At 64.9% G+C, this 17413-nt stretch carries 16 protein-coding genes and 1 pseudogene; 11 read left to right on the top strand and 6 right to left on the bottom strand.

Annotated features, from left to right (window positions below):
* Positions 1 to 2: 2 nt before the first annotated feature.
* Positions 3 to 476: a sensor histidine kinase gene (locus tag ACVWY0_RS04370; protein ID WP_485835587.1), complete on the bottom strand. Its 474-nt coding sequence runs from the start codon at positions 474 to 476 to the stop codon at positions 3 to 5.
* A 93-nt stretch (positions 477 to 569) separates the two neighbouring features.
* A complete protein-coding gene (locus tag ACVWY0_RS04365; protein ID WP_485835586.1) occupies positions 570 to 1463 on the bottom strand; it encodes an EamA family transporter in 894 nt (297 codons plus the stop codon).
* An 85-nt stretch (positions 1464 to 1548) separates the two neighbouring features.
* On the opposite strand from ACVWY0_RS04365, the gene ACVWY0_RS04360 reads away from it, so the two are divergent.
* Positions 1549 to 2400, top strand: coding sequence for a LysR family transcriptional regulator (locus tag ACVWY0_RS04360; protein ID WP_485835585.1), 852 nt, complete (start codon positions 1549 to 1551; stop codon positions 2398 to 2400).
* A 176-nt stretch (positions 2401 to 2576) separates the two neighbouring features.
* Complete coding sequence (locus ACVWY0_RS04355) at positions 2577 to 3275, top strand: hypothetical protein (protein WP_485835584.1); 699 nt, start codon at positions 2577 to 2579, stop codon at positions 3273 to 3275.
* Positions 3276 to 3603: 328 nt separating this feature from the next.
* Here ACVWY0_RS04355 and ACVWY0_RS04350 read toward each other — a convergent pair whose 3' ends face one another.
* Both ACVWY0_RS04350 and ACVWY0_RS04345 read right to left on the bottom strand, forming a co-directional pair.
* On the bottom strand, positions 3604 to 3960 hold the full coding sequence (locus ACVWY0_RS04350; RefSeq protein ID WP_485835583.1) for a VOC family protein: 357 nt from the start codon (positions 3958 to 3960) through the stop codon (positions 3604 to 3606).
* On the bottom strand, positions 3957 to 5498 hold the full coding sequence (locus ACVWY0_RS04345; protein ID WP_485835582.1) for an MFS transporter: 1542 nt from the start codon (positions 5496 to 5498) through the stop codon (positions 3957 to 3959). The genes ACVWY0_RS04350 and ACVWY0_RS04345 overlap by 4 nt, the downstream gene beginning before the upstream one ends.
* Before the next feature lie 84 nt (positions 5499 to 5582).
* Between ACVWY0_RS04345 and ACVWY0_RS04340 the strand changes: the two genes are divergently transcribed.
* Complete coding sequence (locus tag ACVWY0_RS04340; protein ID WP_485835581.1) at positions 5583 to 5966, top strand: MarR family winged helix-turn-helix transcriptional regulator; 384 nt, start codon at positions 5583 to 5585, stop codon at positions 5964 to 5966.
* Between the two features lie 89 nt (positions 5967 to 6055).
* Here ACVWY0_RS04340 and ACVWY0_RS04335 read toward each other — a convergent pair whose 3' ends face one another.
* Together ACVWY0_RS04335 and ACVWY0_RS04330 are read right to left on the bottom strand one after the other, a co-directional pair.
* Positions 6056 to 6250 (bottom strand): helix-turn-helix transcriptional regulator, encoded by a 195-nt coding sequence (locus tag ACVWY0_RS04335; protein WP_485835580.1) that lies wholly within the window; start codon positions 6248 to 6250, stop codon positions 6056 to 6058.
* Positions 6247 to 6663 carry a hypothetical protein gene (locus tag ACVWY0_RS04330; RefSeq protein ID WP_485835579.1) on the bottom strand — a complete coding sequence of 139 codons (417 nt, stop codon included), beginning with the start codon at positions 6661 to 6663 and terminating at the stop codon, positions 6247 to 6249. The genes ACVWY0_RS04335 and ACVWY0_RS04330 overlap by 4 nt, the downstream gene beginning before the upstream one ends.
* Positions 6664 to 7032: 369 nt before the next feature.
* On the opposite strand from ACVWY0_RS04330, the gene ACVWY0_RS04325 reads away from it, so the two are divergent.
* The 8 genes and pseudogenes from ACVWY0_RS04325 to ACVWY0_RS04290 all read left to right on the top strand — a co-directional run bounded on the left by ACVWY0_RS04325 (position 7033) and on the right by ACVWY0_RS04290 (position 17241).
* Positions 7033 to 7488, top strand: coding sequence for a nucleoside deaminase (locus tag ACVWY0_RS04325; RefSeq protein ID WP_485835578.1), 456 nt, complete (start codon positions 7033 to 7035; stop codon positions 7486 to 7488).
* 337 nt (positions 7489 to 7825) lie between these two features.
* Positions 7826 to 8078 (top strand): annotated as a pseudogene (locus ACVWY0_RS04320) (ABC transporter ATP-binding protein); the annotation flags it as partial.
* 691 nt (positions 8079 to 8769) lie between these two features.
* The gene (locus ACVWY0_RS04315; protein ID WP_485835577.1) at positions 8770 to 10368 is read left to right on the top strand and encodes a PucR family transcriptional regulator; all 1599 of its coding nucleotides are present in this window, start codon (positions 8770 to 8772) and stop codon (positions 10366 to 10368) included.
* On the top strand, positions 10365 to 11297 hold the full coding sequence (locus ACVWY0_RS04310) for a glutaminase (protein ID WP_485835576.1): 933 nt from the start codon (positions 10365 to 10367) through the stop codon (positions 11295 to 11297). The genes ACVWY0_RS04315 and ACVWY0_RS04310 overlap by 4 nt, the downstream gene beginning before the upstream one ends.
* Positions 11298 to 11370: 73 nt before the next feature.
* Positions 11371 to 12891, top strand: coding sequence for an amino acid permease (locus tag ACVWY0_RS04305; protein WP_485835575.1), 1521 nt, complete (start codon positions 11371 to 11373; stop codon positions 12889 to 12891).
* 55 nt (positions 12892 to 12946) lie between these two features.
* Positions 12947 to 14701 carry a thiamine pyrophosphate-dependent enzyme gene (locus tag ACVWY0_RS04300; RefSeq protein WP_485835574.1) on the top strand — a complete coding sequence of 585 codons (1755 nt, stop codon included), beginning with the start codon at positions 12947 to 12949 and terminating at the stop codon, positions 14699 to 14701.
* Between the two features lie 363 nt (positions 14702 to 15064).
* Positions 15065 to 16588: an acetaldehyde dehydrogenase ExaC gene (gene exaC, locus ACVWY0_RS04295; protein WP_485835573.1), complete on the top strand. Its 1524-nt coding sequence runs from the start codon at positions 15065 to 15067 to the stop codon at positions 16586 to 16588.
* A 65-nt stretch (positions 16589 to 16653) separates the two neighbouring features.
* Complete coding sequence (locus ACVWY0_RS04290; RefSeq protein ID WP_485835725.1) at positions 16654 to 17241, top strand: adenylate kinase; 588 nt, start codon at positions 16654 to 16656, stop codon at positions 17239 to 17241.
* Positions 17242 to 17413 lie beyond the last annotated feature (172 nt).

Here is a 17413-nt window from a genome sequence, read left to right as displayed (position 1 = left end):
CGTCAGTCCAGGGGAAGGGTGACCGTCACGGTGGTGCCCTCCCCCGGCTTCGAACAGACGCTGACGGTGCCGCCGGCCTCATGTACTGCCACGGACATCAGCCGCAGCCCGTAGCCGTGGTTCTTGCCGCTTAACGCGAGGTTGCAGTCAAAGCCCGTGCCGTCGTCGGACACTACAAGACGGATGCCGTGGTCAACGGCGGACAACTGGACGGTGAGCTCGGCGGCGTCGGAGTACTTGAAAGCGTTGCTCAGCGCCTCGCGGGCCGATTGGTAGAGGAGGAGCGCGCAGTCCGCCGGGATCTCGATGCCCCAGTGCGGAGTATCCCAGCGGACTGCCGTTCCTTGCTGGCGGAGGGGGCCGGTCAGCCGGTCAATGCAACCGGCCAGCCCCAAGGTGTGGAAGTCGAGTGGGTGGTGATCCGTGATCACTCCTCCCACTGCGTCGACCTCGCCCAGAGCTGATTCCTTCCCCATGAATCTTCCTGCTTCCCCGCCGTTTTCTTGTGGTGATAAATCCAGCGTGGACCGCCAACTGCATGAGTTGCCAAGGGTTGGCTCAAGGTTGGATCAATTTTTCGGGGAGTTTGCCGCCGGCATCAGCGGCACTGTTGGGCGCCGCCCGGCCCCGGCGGTCAGGGCCGCGTTAGCCGCTGCGATCAGGAAAATACCGGCCCACTGCACAATCCCCAGCGCTTCACCCAGGGCCAGCGCCCCGAGCAATGCGGCAAAGACGGGGTTGATGCTCATCAGAACGCCGAACAGGCTGGTGGGGATGCGGCGCAGGGTGATCACGTCCGCGACGTACGGGACCACGGACGCCAGTACGCCGGCGCCTGTAGCGCAGAGGATGGTGAACGCGTCCGGCTGGTCGTTGAGGAACGTCACCACCCCCACGGGGAGGAAGAGTGCGGCCGACACTCCGGTTGCGGCAGCCGTCCCCTGGATGCCCGGGATCCGCGTGCCCACCGTCCTGTTCAGGAGAATGTAGGCGGCCCAGCTGCAGGCGGCAACCAGGGCCAGGCCGATGCCCACGTAGTCCGTGGATGCTTCCGGCTGGGTGATGGCCACAACCCCGCCAGCGGCAAGGATGGAGCAGGCGGCGCTCGCCTTGGTCCGTGAACCGATCAGCGCGAGGGCCAGTGGACCCAGGAATTCGAGTGTCACCGCGAGGCCCAGCCCGATTCGCTCTACGGCCGCGTACAGGGAGAGGTTCATCGTCCCGAACACCAGCGCCAGCAGAAGAATGGGCCACCACTGGTGGCGGGTGAAGGAGAAGATGCGTGGCCGGACGAGGGGCAGCAGCACCGCCGCGGCTATGAGCTGCCGCGCCGCGACCACGCCCACCGGGCCTATTGCGGGGAAGGCCAGTGAACCGCTGGCCGCACCCAGCTGGTTTGAGAGCGCGCTCGCCACGAGGATGGCGCCGGCCCGGCCTCGGTCGGCAGTAAGTGTGTTGTCCATCCTTGGAGTGTGGGGCCGCCGGGGTTGCGTCCAAAATGCATAGACGGGCTCTCTTATGCGTCCAGCGTATGAATAGAATGAGCTTATGGACATGGAGCTGCGGCACCTGCGTTGCCTGGTTGGGGTGGCCGAAGCGGGCACGTTTACTGACGCCGCCATTGAGCTGGGCATGTCGCAGGCGGCGGTGTCGCGCAATATCGCTGCGCTGGAGCGCGCCTTGGGGGTGCGCCTGATGCACCGCACCACCAGGAGCATTGAGTTCACTGCCGCCGGCGACCGGACGGTCCGGCATGCCCGCCGTGTTCTCTCGATTTTGGAGGCCATCCAGCAGGAGGCGGCCGACGGCGGCGGCACAGTCCGGATCGGCTACGCCTGGTCCGCGCTGGGCCGGCACACCACGGAATTCCAGCGCAGGTGGGCGGATGCGTTTCCCAACACGGAGCTGCGCCTCATCCGGACCAACACCCCCACGGCGGGACTGGCGGAAGGAACCAGCGACTTCGCCATCCTGCGGCGGGTCCCCGACACGGCGGCCATCAGCCTTGTCCTCATCGGGCTGGAGAGCCGCTTCTGTGCCATGGCAGCGGACGACGCCCTTGCCGGCAAGCGAAGCATCACCCTTGCAGAAGCCGCGACCAAACCGATTGCCCTGGACCGGCGCACCGGCAGCACGCGCCTGGACCTGTGGCCGGAAGGCCAGCAGCCGCGGCGCACTATCGCCACGGACGACGTCGACGATTGGCTGACGGCGATCGGCAGCGGCAAAGCACGGGGCATCACGGCAGAATCAACGGCGCACCAGTACCGGCGCAAGGGTGTTGTGTACCGGCACGTGCGCGACGCCGCCCCGGTCCCCGTCTACGTCGCCTGGTCCAAGACCGACCCGCCAGCCGGGACGCAGGCCGTCGTCGAGCTGCTCGCGGCCCTCTACTCCTGACCGGTGCGGTTGCGGGATCCGTTTGTTATCCCCGCAACGGTTCGGCGCCAATCGGGCCGCCGCCGGATCCTGGCGCGCCCGCCGGCCCCACAATTTAAGGACCAAACTCGGACCCAAAGGAGGGTGTGATGCGCAGTCCCGCCGTGTCAGGCGCGGTTTTTTCTACAGCCATTCTGATGGCTTTGCTCTTCACGGGCTGCGGCCCGCAGGCAGGCCCGACGTCGAGTCCCAGCCCCACCGTCACCTCAGCGACGGCCACCGGAACCACAACTGCCATGCCGACGGCGACAGTCTCGCCGAGCGCCACCGGCACCGCGCCGGCGTCGGCCGCCTGGTCCAGCTACACCACGGCGGACGGCCAGCTGACGTTCGAACACCCGGCCGCGTGGAGCGTGCGGGACCCGGCCGGCGAACTGCCGGAGGGCGGCGGCGCGTTCGCCGAGGTGACCAACCAGGCCGGCAAGCCGCTTGCGACGCTCCGGACCAACATGGCCACCGGGTCCACGTGCCTGGAGCGGTTCCCGTACGAGGTGCTGGAGTCTGAAGAATTGCCGCTGCTGGCACAGGGCGGCACGGCGCCCTGGTTTGTTTTTGAGACCCGCGGCAACGATGCTGCGCCGGGTCCGGCCAACACGCCGGCTGCGGCCTACGGCATCGCGTGGGCGGCGCCCACGGGCGACTCGGCCTGCGCCATCTTCCACTTCTTCACGTGGCCGCCCACCGCTGCCATGTTCGGAGCGTTCTACAACCCCGCGAACAACGTGACGCCGGGGGCCGAGTCCCTGCCGTATCTGGAGCAGGCCAAGAAGTACGCGGCGACCCCGGAGTACCAGGACATCAAACGGATGATCACCTCATTGAGGCCTGCGGGTTAGGGGCATGCGGCTGGCTCAAGGTTCACACAAGATTTCGGCGAGCAGGCCATTTTCGACCTATGCGCCCGCCCGGAGTCGGTAGATTGATCTCGGTTTCGGTCCCCCCCGCCCGAAGCCCCGGAAGCCCCCGCGCTCGAGTCCACTCGCGTGGGGGCTTCCAACCAAAAACCAACGTCCGACGGCGGCGGCCGGATATGACGGCAGCCTCCCCGCACGCAGCCGGACGGGCCAGGGGCGACCGGTCATCCTGGCGGCTGCATAGCCGAGAAGCGGCCACCCACCTGCTCCGTCCATCGTCCGTTAGCCCTCCATGGCTCCCGACGCGTTGTCATCCAGCAGTTGCTGACCGCACAACACACCATTCATTGCCCTCCGGATCTTGGAGCACTTGGAACGTACCCACGGCACTTGCATGGATCGTGCCCACTCTGACAGCTCCGAGAGCTTCAGCGGCAACGGAGGCTGCCGGCACATCGTCAACGTGCACGTCAATATGAAGACGGTTCTTCCCTTGCTTGGTCTCGGGCACACGTTGGAAGGCTAGGCGCGTCCATCCCGGCGGATCGACGAAGGACCACGCATCGCTTCGATGCACTGGTTTGCCACCGAGGACCGAGGACCAGAACTCCGCGAGTGCGGCGGGCTTTTGGCAATCCACTACGACCTCATCAACGCGTCCAATCATTTCCTGAGCCTATCGCCGCGCCGGGCCTCCTCGGTAGAGAGCACCACGCCGTCGGTTCCAACTCCCGGCTGTCGCCTCGTGCCCAGCGAGAACTTGGGCGTCGCGGCGATCAGGAGGGCAGCCACGGCCACCGCGGCGCTCAGGATCAGACCCGGTCGGTACTGTTCCAGCATCGCGGCCGCATCGACGGCGGCACCTGCGTCGGGCGCATTGCCGTGACCGCTCACCATTGCCGTGGTGACGGCCAGCACCAGGGCGGCACCGACTTGGGTGCTGGTCTGGATCAGGCCTGCGGCCAGACCTTGCTCGGCATCCCGGATGCCAGCGGTGGCCTGGACGTTGATGGACGGGAAGGCCAGGGCGAAACCGACCCCCAGCAGCAGGACGGACGGCAGAATGTCGGTCACGTAATTGGGCGAGGTGCCTACGCGAAGGAACAGCACGTATCCGAGCGTCAACGAGGCCAGTCCCGTCAGGATCAGCCGCGGGGCGCCGAATCTCTCGATGAGCCGGTCCGCGAAGGGTGCGCTCGAGGCAACCAGCAGGCCGGTCGGGAGCAGCGCCAGGGCCATGCCAAGGGGGCTCCATCCCAGCACGGACTGCAGGTAGAGCGTCAGGATGAACTGGAAACTCAGGTAGGAACCGAACAGCCCCACGGCGCTGAGGTTGGCCCGGGCAACCCAGCCTTCCTTGAGGATGCTGAACCGGATCAGGGGGTGCCTGACGCGGTTTTCGATCACGCCGAACGCTGCCAGCACCGCTGTGGAGGCCACGAATCCGGCGATAGTTGCCACAGATCCCCAGCCGTTCCCCGGCGCCGATACCAGCGTGTACACCAGCCCCAGCATGCCGCCCGCGAGCGTGATGGCCCCCCAGACGTCATGCCCGCTCTCTTGCTCCCCGTCTGCGGCCTGGCCTGAGGCTCCGTCCCGGGGGATGTACCTCAGGCCAAGGAACACAACGGCGACTGCCACCGGAACGGAGACCAGGAAGGTCCAGCGCCAGCTCAGGGCGGTCATGAGGCCACCTACAACCAGGCCGAGGGAGAATCCGCTGGCGCCGAACGTGGTGAAGATGGACAAGGCACGGTTGCGTTCGCGCCCTTCAGCGAAGTTGGTGGTGATGATCGAGAAGGCAGCGGGAGCCGTGAATGCGGCGGCCAGGCCCTTGACGAACCGGGTGGCGATCAGCAGGGCCGGGTCATCCACCAGCCCGCCGAGGAGGGATGCTGCGGCGAAAACGCTGAGCGCAATCAGGAAGATGCGCCGCCGGCCGAGCAGGTCCGCCATCCGTCCGCCCAGCAGGAGCAGGCTTCCGTAGCCGAGCACGTAGGCGGAGACGATCCACTGGAGGGATTCGGTTCCGAGATGAAGTTCGTTGCCGATCGAGGGCAGGGCCACGCCGACCATTGATACGTCCAGTGCGTCGAGTGCCAGGACGGTGCACAGGACCAGGAGGAGCATCCATTGTGCGCGGGTCCAACGCACAGCTGTAAGCCGGTCTCCGGCTGTTCTTTCAAGGGTGGAAGTTGAAGTCATGGCAACAACTTATATGACACGTCATTGAATGACAAGGAATATTATGACGTGGACTTTTAATTGGTCATGAACTAGAGTTGCTGCATGGCAAAACCGCAGGACCGCCAGCTGGTTGAGCAATGGCGCAGCATCCAGACCACGTACTTCAACACGGCAGGGGCGCTGGAGCGTGCGCTGGAGTCGAAGTTCAGCATCGGCCTGACGGAGTTTGAAATCCTGGATCTCGTGGCCGAAAGCACCGACGCGGCATGCCGCATGAAGCAACTCGGTGAGCGCACCCCCATGACCCAGAGCGCCATGTCCAAGGTGGTGGACCGGCTCGACAAAGCCGGACTGATTTCCCGCCAGTCCTGTGAAGATGACCGGCGCTCACTGTATCTGGAACTCACCGAGGCCGGCCGCGCGCTCCACAGGCAAGCCGCCATCGAGCACCGCGCCCTGCTCAGGGAAAACCTGGGCAAAGACTAACCGTCAGCCCTTGCCGTCCTGGCCGGGCTCTTCCGCATCCCGGCCGGCGCTGGCAGCGTCGTCCGAGGTGGCGGATTTGATTGGGCGCCTCAGTGATCGTCGATAAAGATCTCTTCGATCTTCAGGTCGAACAGCCTGGCGAGGCGGAAGGCGACTGGGAGGCTTGGGTCGAACTTCCCTGTTTCGATTGCGTTGATCGTCTGCCTCGACACGCTGACCCGCTGAGCCAGGTCAGCCTGCGTCCAGGCGCGTTCGGTCCGAAGGTCCGTGAGGCGGTTCTTCATCGGTATCTGATCATGCCGACGACGAAGGTGATCAAGTAGACGACTCCCAAGAGCGCGGGGAAGACCGCGATATCGACGTCGTACGCGACGAGGCCGGCAGCGTCCGCGACGACGTAGGCGAATCCGCCGACCCACCCCACTCCGAGGGTGACCACCAGCGCATCCTGGATGATCTTCCGTTGCAACTCATCAATTCCTCGGAGAAATCGCGTGAAGGCGACGACCCATCCGATGCCGACGACAAGATTGGCAGCAACCGCGGTCCAGCTCGCCGCCGGCTGCGAATCCCAGAAGAGTTCGGGGCCGAACTTGGCCAAGGCAAGGGTCGCCAGCCAGGCGAGTGTCCAGGATACAAGTCCAGCGGTTATCTTGAGCGATTCCCGATAGTCGCCGGTCTCGTTGCGTGTTTGCACGAGAATCCTCCTGTAGCGCGAAGTCAAGTCCACTTGACACGGTAGTAGGCGCCGCCCGCGGTGTCAAGCACACTTGACATGGGGCCATGTCGGCCCGAGTAGAGCCGCATGGTCGCGCGCGTCCCCAGGAGCATCGACTAGTGAGAAACGGATAGACCGGCTTTCTGGCAGGTCCCGAGAAGGTTGATGGCGCAGCGGCTTTTGGTGAGCGGCAGGTTCGGATTGCCACCAGACGCGGCGCGAGGGGCCGGTAGGTGCCTGATGCCATGGCCGGTGTTCCCGTAGGCCAGGCCTCGGTCACATAGCCTCGATGTCAAGCCCTCAGCGGCCACCAACAATTCTTCGACGCGCGCGATTTAGACTGCACCCATGTCCGAAACTGAACGAACCATCACAGACCCGGTCTTCGAGGCTGCCTACGAGGCCGCACAAAAGAGCCTCCGAGAGGGCGGCATCCCGATCGGTGCTGCCTTGGCCCGCGGCGGGGTCGTCATTGCCAGCGGCCACAACGAGCGTGTCCAGCATGGCGATCCAATCGCCCACGGAGAGATGTCTGCGTTGCGGGCTGCCGGACGCCAGAAGAGCTACCGGGACACAACCCTCTACACCACCCTGGCGCCGTGTGCGATGTGTACCGGGACCATCATCCAATTCAAGATTCCGCGCGTGGTGGTGGGCGAGGCCGAGACGTTCCCCGGCGAATTCGAACTTCTCCGCTCACGCGGCGTCGAAGTGGTGGTGTTGAATGATGCCCGATGCGTTGAGATGATGCGCACCTTCCAGGACGAACACCCTGAACTATGGGCAGAAGACATCGCCGAGTAGTCCACGCACAAAGGAGCACCGGTGAAATAGATCAGACCCGGCCAAAGCTATCGCGTGGGCGCTGCTTGTCCTGATCGCTGCAGCCATGACGGCCTGTGGGCTGGCCGCCTCGTTCAATTTCATCGTCCGGTCACCAACGCACGCGGTGGGGCACCGCCTGGTGTTGCTCGGCGCGCTCGCCTTTGCGGCCACGGCCGTGTGGGCGCGGCTGCGGGGCTGGCCCATCTGGGTCTCGGCCCTGACCGGCCTCCCCGCGGTGGTGGTGGGCGGGCTGGCGTATGAGCTTCCCGACGGCCTGTACGCCCACCTCGCTGGACTGGTCCTGATCCCGGCCGCCATGCTCTGGAAACTGCTTGTTGAATACCTGCGGCCGCACCGGCAGCTGCTGATCGCCGTCGTGATTTTCCAGCTGGCGCAATCCATCGCGTCGCTGTACCTGCCCACGCTGAACGCGGACATCATCGATGAGGGCGTGGCCAAGGGGGGACGCCGGCGTCATCCTCCGCCTGGGCGGCCTGATGCTGGGGATCACGCTGCTGCAGATTGTGTGCGCCGTGATTGCCGTGTACTTCGGGGCGAAGGCGGCCATCGCGCCCATGTTGAGCATCTTTCCGTCTTGCTCCTCACCGGCTGCGCGCCGCCGCCATCGGAATCCTGGACAATCTTCACCATGGCCGATGGTCAGCTGACCTTGGCCACAGGTTCCACCTGCATTGAGCGGTTCTCGTACGGGGTGCTGGAGTCCGAAGAGTTGCCTCTGCTGACGGCATCACATCGGTCCCGTCGCCGACCGGTGACTCGACGTGCGCCATCTTCCGCTTCTTCACCTGGCCGCCCACCGCTGACATGTTGGGTGCGTTCTACAACCCCGAGAACAACGAGACGACGGGGGCCAATCTCTGCCGTATCTGGAGCAGGCCAAGAAGTACTTGGAAACGGACGAGTACCAGGACATCAAGCGGATGATCACGTCGCTGGCCGGCGGGGTAACGCCGGCCGTGTGAACCGCACGGCCCAGATGACGGCGGCCGGCTCAAGGTTGACTGAAGATTTCCCGGAAACTCCCCGTCTGGCCACTGTGATTATGAAGGGCCAGTACATTGCTGACGGCCGCTTCGGCCGGTGCTGGCCATACATGGCCATGGACCGTCCAAACTTGGTCCGCCAACCGAAAAGCTGCCACTGCATTTGGGCTCCTTTACATATTTTGGGGGAGCCCGCCTCGATAGCATGAGGTGACCGGACAGAGCCGTCCGGCCAGATCGACGCAGAAGGAAGCCCATGGCAGCGGTTACGGTGGACGATATCCTCTCGGACCTCCCCTTGGGTTTCGCCAGCCTCATCCTCCGGCCTGCCCCGGCCGGCTCTGCGATCGAACGGTTCCTGATCGTGGATGCGGATGATGAAACGTACGACGGCGGCGCAGCCTTTGTCCTGCTGATCGGCGTCCGCGGCCGCTCGGCTTTGCCCGCGCTGCGGCGGCTCCTGAAGAACCCTCCGCCGGTTGTGGCCGTCAAGGGAATACGTGAAGAGCTCGCCGAAGCCGAAGAACTGCTCCGCGATGCCGGCACGGGCCTGCTCCTGGTGGATCCGGGGGCTGACTGGGACCGGCTGCTGTCCATCGCCAAGGACCGCATCCAGCCGCGCAGCTACCAGAGCGAAGTGCTGACGCTGCTGGAAGAGGACCTGTTTGCCATCGCCCAGACCACCGCCAGGCTCACATCCAGCCACGTGGTCATCGAAGACGCCGCCAACAAGGTGCTGGCATACTCCACTGTTTCGAATGACATCGACGAGCTGCGCAAGGCCTCCATCCTGGCCCGGCGCGGTCCGCGAAAATACGAGCTGCTGCTGAAGGACCTGGGCGCCTACCGAGAACTGCACAGAACCCGGCTGCCGGTGCGGGTACCGGCCCGTCCCCAGGACGGGCTGCGGGAACGGGTGGCCGTCACACTGTTCGCCGGGGACCGGATCATGGGCTACATCTGGCTGCAGGAAACGGGGGCGGGCTTCGGCGCGGACGTTGATCACGTGCTCACCGGATCTGCTGCGCGGGCCTCCGCCGAGCTGATCCGTTTCCGCAACCAGCAGTCCGTACACATGCGCGAAGACCGCATTGCGCGGATTTTGTCAGGTGCGGCGGAAGCCGCGGCCAGTGCGCACAGCGAGAAGATCTCCGCTGAGCGCCCGGCGGCACTGATCCTGATAGGAATGTCCGATGGCGATGCTCAGGCCGACGACGCAGCACTGAAGCACGGCGAACTGGCCAATCTGGCGTCCATCCACGCGGCCGCCTACAAGGCGTCCGCCGTCGTGGGCCAGTTCAAGGGCGACACTGCCGTGATTGTCCCTGGCCTGCAGTCAACCGCCGCGGAGCCCGGGCTGCGCAGACTGGCCGAATCCATCGTCCGGGATGCCGGCAAGCACCTCGGCATCAGCCCGTTCGCAGCCGTCGGTCCCGTGGTCCCGGACCTGCTGTCCCTACACTCAACCACCCATATCACCGAGGCCCTGTTGAGTTGCGTAGGCACGTCTCCGGACAGGACGGTTGCCACCGTGGACGACTTCGAGGGAGAGATCCTCTTCCGCGAGGCGGTTCAGCATTTCACGTCCTCCACATTCCGCCACCGCAGCCTTTCCGCGCTACTGCGGCAGGACGGCGAACTCGCGGAGACCCTGCACGCATACTTCGAAGCCTCACTCGATGTCGCCGAGTGTGCCAGCAGGATGGGGCTGCACAAGAACACCGTCTACTACCGGATCAGCAAGGCATCCCGGGCGACCGGCCTGAACTTCGGCAACCCCCGGGACTCGCTGGTGGCCCTGCTCCATATCCAGGAATGGGCCAGCACACACAAAGAACAATTGGGCAGGAAATGACCACAGCACTCGAGGCACCGCCGTTGGACCGGATACTGGACGACATCGTCCGCAGCCACAGGCCGCAGCGGGAAAGTGGGTCCGTGCCGGCCAACATTCCCTTGCTCGCAGCAGTACCCTTCAACAGGTTCGGGATCGCCGTTGCCACCGCTTCCGGCGAGGTGTTCAGTTCCGGCGATGCCGACGTTCCGTTCTCCATCCAGAGCATTTCCAAGGTGTTCACCCTGGCAATGGCGCTTCAAGGGGACAGCTCAGGATCACTGTGGTCCCGCGTTCTGCGCGAACCCTCCGGCACATCGTTCAACTCCCTGGTCCAGCTGGAAGTGGAGCACGGCATCCCGCGGAACCCGTTCATCAACGCCGGCGCCCTGGTGGTTACCGATCACCTGATGGAAGAAACGTCCGACGCCGCCACCCAGGTGTTGCGGTTCCTCACCGCCCAGGCAGCAAGCACTGGGCCCTTCATCGATGAGGCCGCCGCAGCCAGCGAGCTTTCCAGCAGCAGCCGCAATCTGGCGTTGGCGCACTTCCTGAAGGACTTCGGCAACCTGAAGCAGGCCGCGGAATCAGTGGTGGAAAACTACGTGCGCCAATGCTCCATCATGATGACCTGCGTTGAACTCGCCAAGGCCGGGCTCTTCCTCGCCCGGGACGGCCAGGGAACGCTCGGAACAGTGGTTTCCCCCAGCGAAGCGAAACGCATCGGCTCCATCATGCTGACGTGCGGCATGTACGACGCCGCGGGCGAGTTCGCCTACCGCGTGGGCCTTCCGGGAAAAAGCGGTGTGGGCGGCGGGATCCTGGCCATCGTTCCGGGTGTTTGCGCCATCTGCGTCTGGAGTCCGCGGCTGGACGCCAAAGGGAACTCCCTTGCCGGCACCGCCGCCCTCGCCGACCTTTCCGACCGCACCGGCTGGTCCGTTTTCTAAAACACAGGCTGCCCACACCCCACAACTTCCTTCCCAACCCAGCAGGATCTTCTCCGTATCGAAAGGATCAACCATGCCCATCAACCCCAATGACGAGGTTGTACTGAAACAGGCCGACGGCGGCCACGCGCACGCCTCAGAGACGGCCCTGCACGCGGAGGACAAGGGCTACCACAAGAGCCTCAAGCCGCGGCAGATCCAGATGATCGCGATCGGCGGCGCGATCGGCACCGGCCTGTTCCTCGGCGCCGGCGGCCGGCTGAACGCCGCCGGCCCGTCGCTGGTCATCGCCTACGCAGTGTGCGGTTTCTTCGCGTTCCTCATCCTGCGGGCGCTTGGCGAACTGGTCCTGCACCGCCCGTCGTCGGGCTCGTTTGTTTCCTACGCCCGTGAATTCTTCGGCGAGAAGGCCGCGTTCGTCTCCGGCTGGTTCTACTGGATCAACTGGGCCACCACCACCATCGTGGACATCACCGCCGCCGCGCTCTACATGAACTTCTTCGGCCACTACATCCCCTGGATGGCGGCCGTCCCGCAATGGGCCTGGGCCCTGATCGCCCTGCTGGTGGTCCTCGCCCTGAACCTCGTCTCCGTCAAGGTCTTCGGCGAAATGGAATTCTGGTTCGCCATCATCAAAGTCGCCGCACTGGTGGTCTTCCTCGTGGTGGGCACCTACTTCGTCATCTTCGGCACCCCCGTGGACGGCCAGCCGGTGGGCCTGAGCCTCCTCTCGGACAACGGCGGCGTCTTCCCCAACGGCCTGCTCCCCATGATCATCCTCATGCAGGGCGTCCTGTTCGCCTACGCCTCCATCGAACTCGTGGGCACCGCCGCCGGCGAGACCGAAAACCCGGAAAAGATCATGCCCAAAGCCATCAACTCCGTGGTCTTCCGGATCGCCGTCTTCTACGTCGGCTCCGTCATCCTGCTCGCCCTCCTGCTCCCGTACACGTCCTACGAAAAGGGCGTCAGCCCCTTCGTGACGTTCTTCGGTTCCATCGGCATCCAGGGCGTGGACGTCATCATGAACCTGGTGGTCCTCACCGCCGCGCTCTCCTCACTCAACGCCGGCCTGTACTCCACCGGACGCATCCTTCGCTCCATGTCCGTGAACGGCTCCGCCCCGAAGTTCGCGGGCCGGATGAACAAAGCCGGCGTCCCCTACGGCGGCATCGCCATCACCGCCGGCGTGTCCCTCCTCGGCGTCCCGCTGAACTACCTCGTACCCGCCCAGGCCTTCGAGATCGTGCTGAACGTCGCATCCGTGGGCATCGTCATGACCTGGGCAACCATCGTGCTCTGCCAAATCCAGCTCCAACGCTGGGCGAACAAAGGCTGGCTCACACGCCCCTCGTTCAGGATGTTCGGCGCCCCGTACACCGGCTACCTCTCGCTGCTCTTTCTGGCGAGCGTGCTGGTGATGGTCTTCATCGATTCACCCCTCACCATGCTGGTCACCGCCATCGCCTCCGTGCTGATGGTGTTCGGCTGGTACGCCTGCCGCCAGCGGATCCGTGAGATCGCCGAAACCCGCGAGGGCTTCACCGGCACAGCTCCCGTCATCGCCAACCCGCCCGCGGAGTCCTTCAGATAAAGCCCGCACCATCCGCTACGAACGCCAAACCAGCCCGAACAGCCAAAGAAAGCCCATGACAACGGAAACCGAAGCAACCCTGACCGCATCCCACACCCTGCCTGCCGCCGTCGTAATTTCCGATCAAGGCTCCCGGCAGGCGAGCCATGTGGCCGAGCCCAAAGCCGGCTCCCGCCAGGCACTGAAATCAGCCGGGCACGTGATTGTTGATTCGCTGGTGGCCCACGGGGTGGAGCGCACCTACGTGGTTCCCGGCGAAAGCTTCCTGGACGTCCTGGACGGCCTGCACAACTCGGACATTGAAACCATCGTCTGCCGGCACGAGGGCGGTGCAGCCTACATGGCCGAGGCCGACGGGAAAATGCGCCAGCGCCCGGGCATAGCGATGGTGACCCGCGGGCCCGGAGCGGCCAACGCGCATGTGGGGCTGCACACCGCATGGCAGGACTCCACCCCCATGCTGCTGTTCGTCGGCCTGATCCCCTTCGCACACCGGGACCGCGAGGCGTTCCAGGAGTTCGACATCAAGGCCTGGTTCGATACGGGAGCGAAGCGCGTCATGGTCCTGGACCATGCGGAGCGGGCGTCCGAGATCGTGGCCGAGGCGATGTTTGCGGCCATGAGCGGGCGGCCGGGCCCGGTGGTGGTGGGCCTGCCGGAGGACATCATCCGGCAGCAGATTGACCCGGCGCTGCACCCCGCCATTCCCGTGGCTGCCGGCGGCATGAGCCGCACCGACGCCGCCGCCCTGGAGGCCGCGCTGGCAGCGTCCAGCAAGCCGCTTTTTGTCACCGGCGGCAACGACTGGACGCAGGCAGCCGCGGATCAGCTGACGGGATGGCTGGAACGGCACCACATCCCGGCCGCGGCTGAATGGCGGACGCAGGGAACGGTCTCCTTCGATTCGCCCTCCTACGTGGGCCCCATTGGCTACGGCCGCCCCCGCCCCACGTACGACCTGCTGGAGGAAACCGACCTGCTGGTGTTTGTGGGGACAGTGCCGGGCGATGTGATTACGGACGGATTCGTCTGCCGGCAGGACTGGAGCAAAAAGAACTTCCTGGTCACAGTCGACCCCTCACTCCGTGGCCGGTCGGGCCCCGTTTCGCGGCAGATCCTGGCCAAGCCCGAGGCCTTTGTCCGCGACGTTGTGGGGATTGACCTGCCGGCGAAGGACGAGTGGAAAGCGTGGACGAACCGGATGCGGGGCGAGCAGGAGCGGTTCGCCGCGCTGCCCCCGGCTGCGCCGGCAGCGGGGCAGGCGAGGATGGACACTTTGATGGCGAACCTGGTGCCAAGGCTGCCCGAGGACTCACTGGTGACGTTCGGCGCGGGGGAGCACACCAACTGGGCACACCGCTACTTTCCTACCCGCCGCTATGCCTCCATGATCAGTGCGCGTAACGGCTCAATGGGCTACTCGGTCCCCTCGGCCATCGCGGCATCACTTGCCGAACCCCGGCGCCGCGTGGTGACCATCGCCGGGGACGGGGAGTTCCTTATGAACGGCCAGGAGCTGGCCACCGCGGCGCAGTACGGGGCCACACCGTTGGTGATCGTTATGGACAACCAGGAATACGGCACCATCCGCACCCACCAGGAGCGGCACTATCCCTCCCGCGTGTCCGGGACCCAGCTGAAGAATCCGGACTTCGGTCTGATGGCCCGGGCCTTCGGCGGGTTCGGGATCACTGTCACCGAGGACTGTGACGTTCCGGCCGCACTGGACGCCGCCCTGGCGGCCATCGATGAGGACGGCGTCTTCGCCCTCATCCATCTCATCGTGGAGCAGCGCGTTAAGGCTTACTGAGCCAGCTCCTGACAGAGCAGCGGACGACGGCGGGACATTCCGCCGTCGTCCGCTGCTCTCTGACCCGGGTCACGCCCGCCGAATTCCGCCCTCCCATTCCCCGCCGACGGACGTAAGCCAACCTTCGCACTACTTCTCGACCGCGCTTCCAGCGGGCAGAACCTTAGAGCCGCCATGCTCTCTGGTCCCGTCGTGCGCGGCCGGCTACCGGGCGTGCCTGGTACGAGCTCTGGTGGTTGTACCGACGGGCCCTCCGCCGGTCAGAGGTCAGCAGCTGGCGGTCCCCTTTGCAGCCTGGTCGCAACCTTTGAAGTTCTAGCATGGGGGCCAGGACGAAGACGTCTGTTTTCCAGAGGAGTGACCATGACTGTTTATGTACAGCCCGGCCAAGAAGGATCCAAGGTCCAGTTCAAGGACCGCTACGAGAACTGGATCGGCGGAGAATGGGTGGCTCCAACTACCGGCCAATACATCGAGAACGTTTCCCCGGTGAACGGAAAGCAATTCACCGAGGTGGCCCGCGGCGCCGCCGCGGACGTAGAGCTCGCACTAGATGCCGCGCACAAGGCCGCACCGGCGTGGGGCAAGACTTCGGCCACGGAGCGCGCCGCCGTGCTGAACAGGATCGCCGACCGGATCGACGCGAACCTTGAGATGCTGGCCGTCGCCGAATCGTGGGACAACGGCAAGCCCATCCGCGAAACCTTGAATGCGGACATCCCGCTCGCGGCGGACCACTTTCGGTACTTTGCCTCCGCCATCCGCGCCCAGGAAGGCCGGCTGTCCCAGCTCGACGACGACACCACGGCCTACCACTTCCACGAGCCGCTCGGCGTCGTGGGCCAGATCATCCCCTGGAACTTCCCCATTCTCATGGCTGTCTGGAAAATGGCTCCGGCCCTGGCCGCCGGCAACGCCGTCGTCCTGAAGCCCGCGTCCAATACCCCGGCCTCCATCCTGGTCCTGGCGGAACTCATCGCGGACCTGCTGCCCGCTGGCCTGCTGAATATCGTCAACGGCTTCGGGGTGGAGGTGGGCAAGCCGCTGGCGTCCAGCCCGCGGATCCGCAAGATCGCGTTCACCGGCGAGACCTCCACCGGGCGCCTGATCAGCCAGTACGCCAGCCAGAACCTGATCCCGGTCACCCTGGAACTGGGCGGCAAGAGCCCGAACATCTTCTTCAACGATGTTGCCGAGTCCAACGACGCGTTCTACGACAAGGCACTGGAGGGCTTCACCCTTTACGCCTTCAACCAGGGCGAAGTCTGCAGCAGCCCGTCCCGTGCCCTCGTCCAGGACGGTATCTACGATTCCTTCATGGCTGATGCCGTGGCCAGGACGCAACAGATCATCCAAGGCAACCCGCTGGACACCAACACCCAGATCGGCGCCCAGGCATCCGTGGGCCAGATGGAGAAGATCCTTTCCTACATCGACATCGGACTCGAAGAGGGCGCAAAAATCCTGGCCGGCGGTGCACGGACGGAGCTTGACGGGGACCTGGCCGGCGGTTTCTACGTCCAGCCGACCATTTTTGAGGGCCAGAACTGGATGCGGATCTTCCAGGAGGAGATCTTCGGCCCGGTGGTCTCCGTTGCACGCTTCAGCGATTACAACGACGCCGTCAGCATCGCCAACGACACCCTGTACGGCCTTGGCGCCGGCGTCTGGTCGCGTAACGGCAACGTGGCCTACCGTGCTGGGCGCGAGATCCAGGCCGGCCGGGTGTGGGTGAACAACTACCATGCCTACCCTGCCGGGGCCGCGTTCGGCGGCTATAAGTCATCCGGTATCGGCCGTGAGAACCACTCCATGATGCTGGACCACTACCAGCAGACGAAGAATCTCCTGGTCAGCCACTCAGAGAACAAGCTCGGCTTCTTCTAGTCCGGTCAGGGACCACAGCAAGCGTTCAACAAACAGGTACCACGAAGGGGCTTTACATGACGAGAATGCTGATTATCGGACCTCCCGGTTCGGGCAAGGGAACGCAGGCCGAACGGATCTCGGAGCGCCTCGGTGTGGCCGCGATCTCCACAGGCGACATCTTCCGTGCCAACGTCAAGGGCGAGACTCCGCTGGGAATCGAAGCCAAGGAGTATATGGACGCCGGGGACTTCGTTCCGGACAGCGTGACCAACAAGATGGTCCGGGACCGCCTCAACGAAGCCGACGTCGAAAACGGCTTCCTCCTGGACGGCTACCCGCGCACCACGGCGCAGGTGGACTACCTTGACGGGATCCTCGCGAACAGCGAGGAGAAGCTCGACGTCGTCCTGCAGCTCACGGCCGACGACGAGGAACTCGTCTCGCGCCTGTTGGGCCGTGCCAAGGAAACCGGCCGGAGCGACGACAACGAAGCCGTCATCCGCCACCGCCTTGACCTGTACCACGGGCAGACCGAGGCCGTGGTGGCCAAGTATGCCGAACGCGGAATCCTGGCCAGGGTTGATGGGATTGGCGGGGTCGGTGAGGTCACGGACAGAGTGATGGGCACGCTCGGAGATCTTCTTCAGGTCTCCGCCGTAATCGGACGGTAGTACTCAACCGCCTGCACCGCTGATCAGTAGCGGTGATCGAGCCTGTCGGAAACCACCACCGGAATCCGACAGGCTCGACTGCGTGGCACATAGTTCCGTCGTCCGAGCAGCCAGCGGCTGCAGACCGGGTATCGGGATTAGGATGCAACACTAAACCCCGAGAGTCAACGAA

The organism is Arthrobacter sp. UYNi723 (genome assembly GCF_054057635.1).
This window is presented reverse-complemented; position numbering and strand designations above follow the sequence as displayed.

Coding starts and splice junctions, on each gene's coding strand:
- ACVWY0_RS04350 (WP_485835583.1), bottom strand. CDS start 3,960: ATGATTGGACGCGTTGATGAGGTCGTAGTGGATTGCCAAAAGCCCGCC.
- ACVWY0_RS04340 (WP_485835581.1), top strand. CDS start 5,583: ATGGCAAAACCGCAGGACCGCCAGCTGGTTGAGCAATGGCGCAGCATC.
- ACVWY0_RS04305 (WP_485835575.1), top strand. CDS start 11,371: ATGCCCATCAACCCCAATGACGAGGTTGTACTGAAACAGGCCGACGGC.
- exaC (WP_485835573.1), top strand. CDS start 15,065: ATGACTGTTTATGTACAGCCCGGCCAAGAAGGATCCAAGGTCCAGTTC.
- ACVWY0_RS04290 (WP_485835725.1), top strand. CDS start 16,654: ATGCTGATTATCGGACCTCCCGGTTCGGGCAAGGGAACGCAGGCCGAA.
- ACVWY0_RS04310 (WP_485835576.1), top strand. CDS start 10,365: ATGACCACAGCACTCGAGGCACCGCCGTTGGACCGGATACTGGACGAC.
- ACVWY0_RS04300 (WP_485835574.1), top strand. CDS start 12,947: ATGACAACGGAAACCGAAGCAACCCTGACCGCATCCCACACCCTGCCT.
- ACVWY0_RS04360 (WP_485835585.1), top strand. CDS start 1,549: ATGGACATGGAGCTGCGGCACCTGCGTTGCCTGGTTGGGGTGGCCGAA.
- ACVWY0_RS04370 (WP_485835587.1), bottom strand. CDS start 476: ATGGGGAAGGAATCAGCTCTGGGCGAGGTCGACGCAGTGGGAGGAGTG.
- ACVWY0_RS04325 (WP_485835578.1), top strand. CDS start 7,033: ATGTCCGAAACTGAACGAACCATCACAGACCCGGTCTTCGAGGCTGCC.
- ACVWY0_RS04315 (WP_485835577.1), top strand. CDS start 8,770: ATGGCAGCGGTTACGGTGGACGATATCCTCTCGGACCTCCCCTTGGGT.
- ACVWY0_RS04355 (WP_485835584.1), top strand. CDS start 2,577: ATGGCTTTGCTCTTCACGGGCTGCGGCCCGCAGGCAGGCCCGACGTCG.
- ACVWY0_RS04335 (WP_485835580.1), bottom strand. CDS start 6,250: ATGAAGAACCGCCTCACGGACCTTCGGACCGAACGCGCCTGGACGCAG.
- ACVWY0_RS04365 (WP_485835586.1), bottom strand. CDS start 1,463: ATGGACAACACACTTACTGCCGACCGAGGCCGGGCCGGCGCCATCCTC.
- ACVWY0_RS04345 (WP_485835582.1), bottom strand. CDS start 5,498: ATGACTTCAACTTCCACCCTTGAAAGAACAGCCGGAGACCGGCTTACA.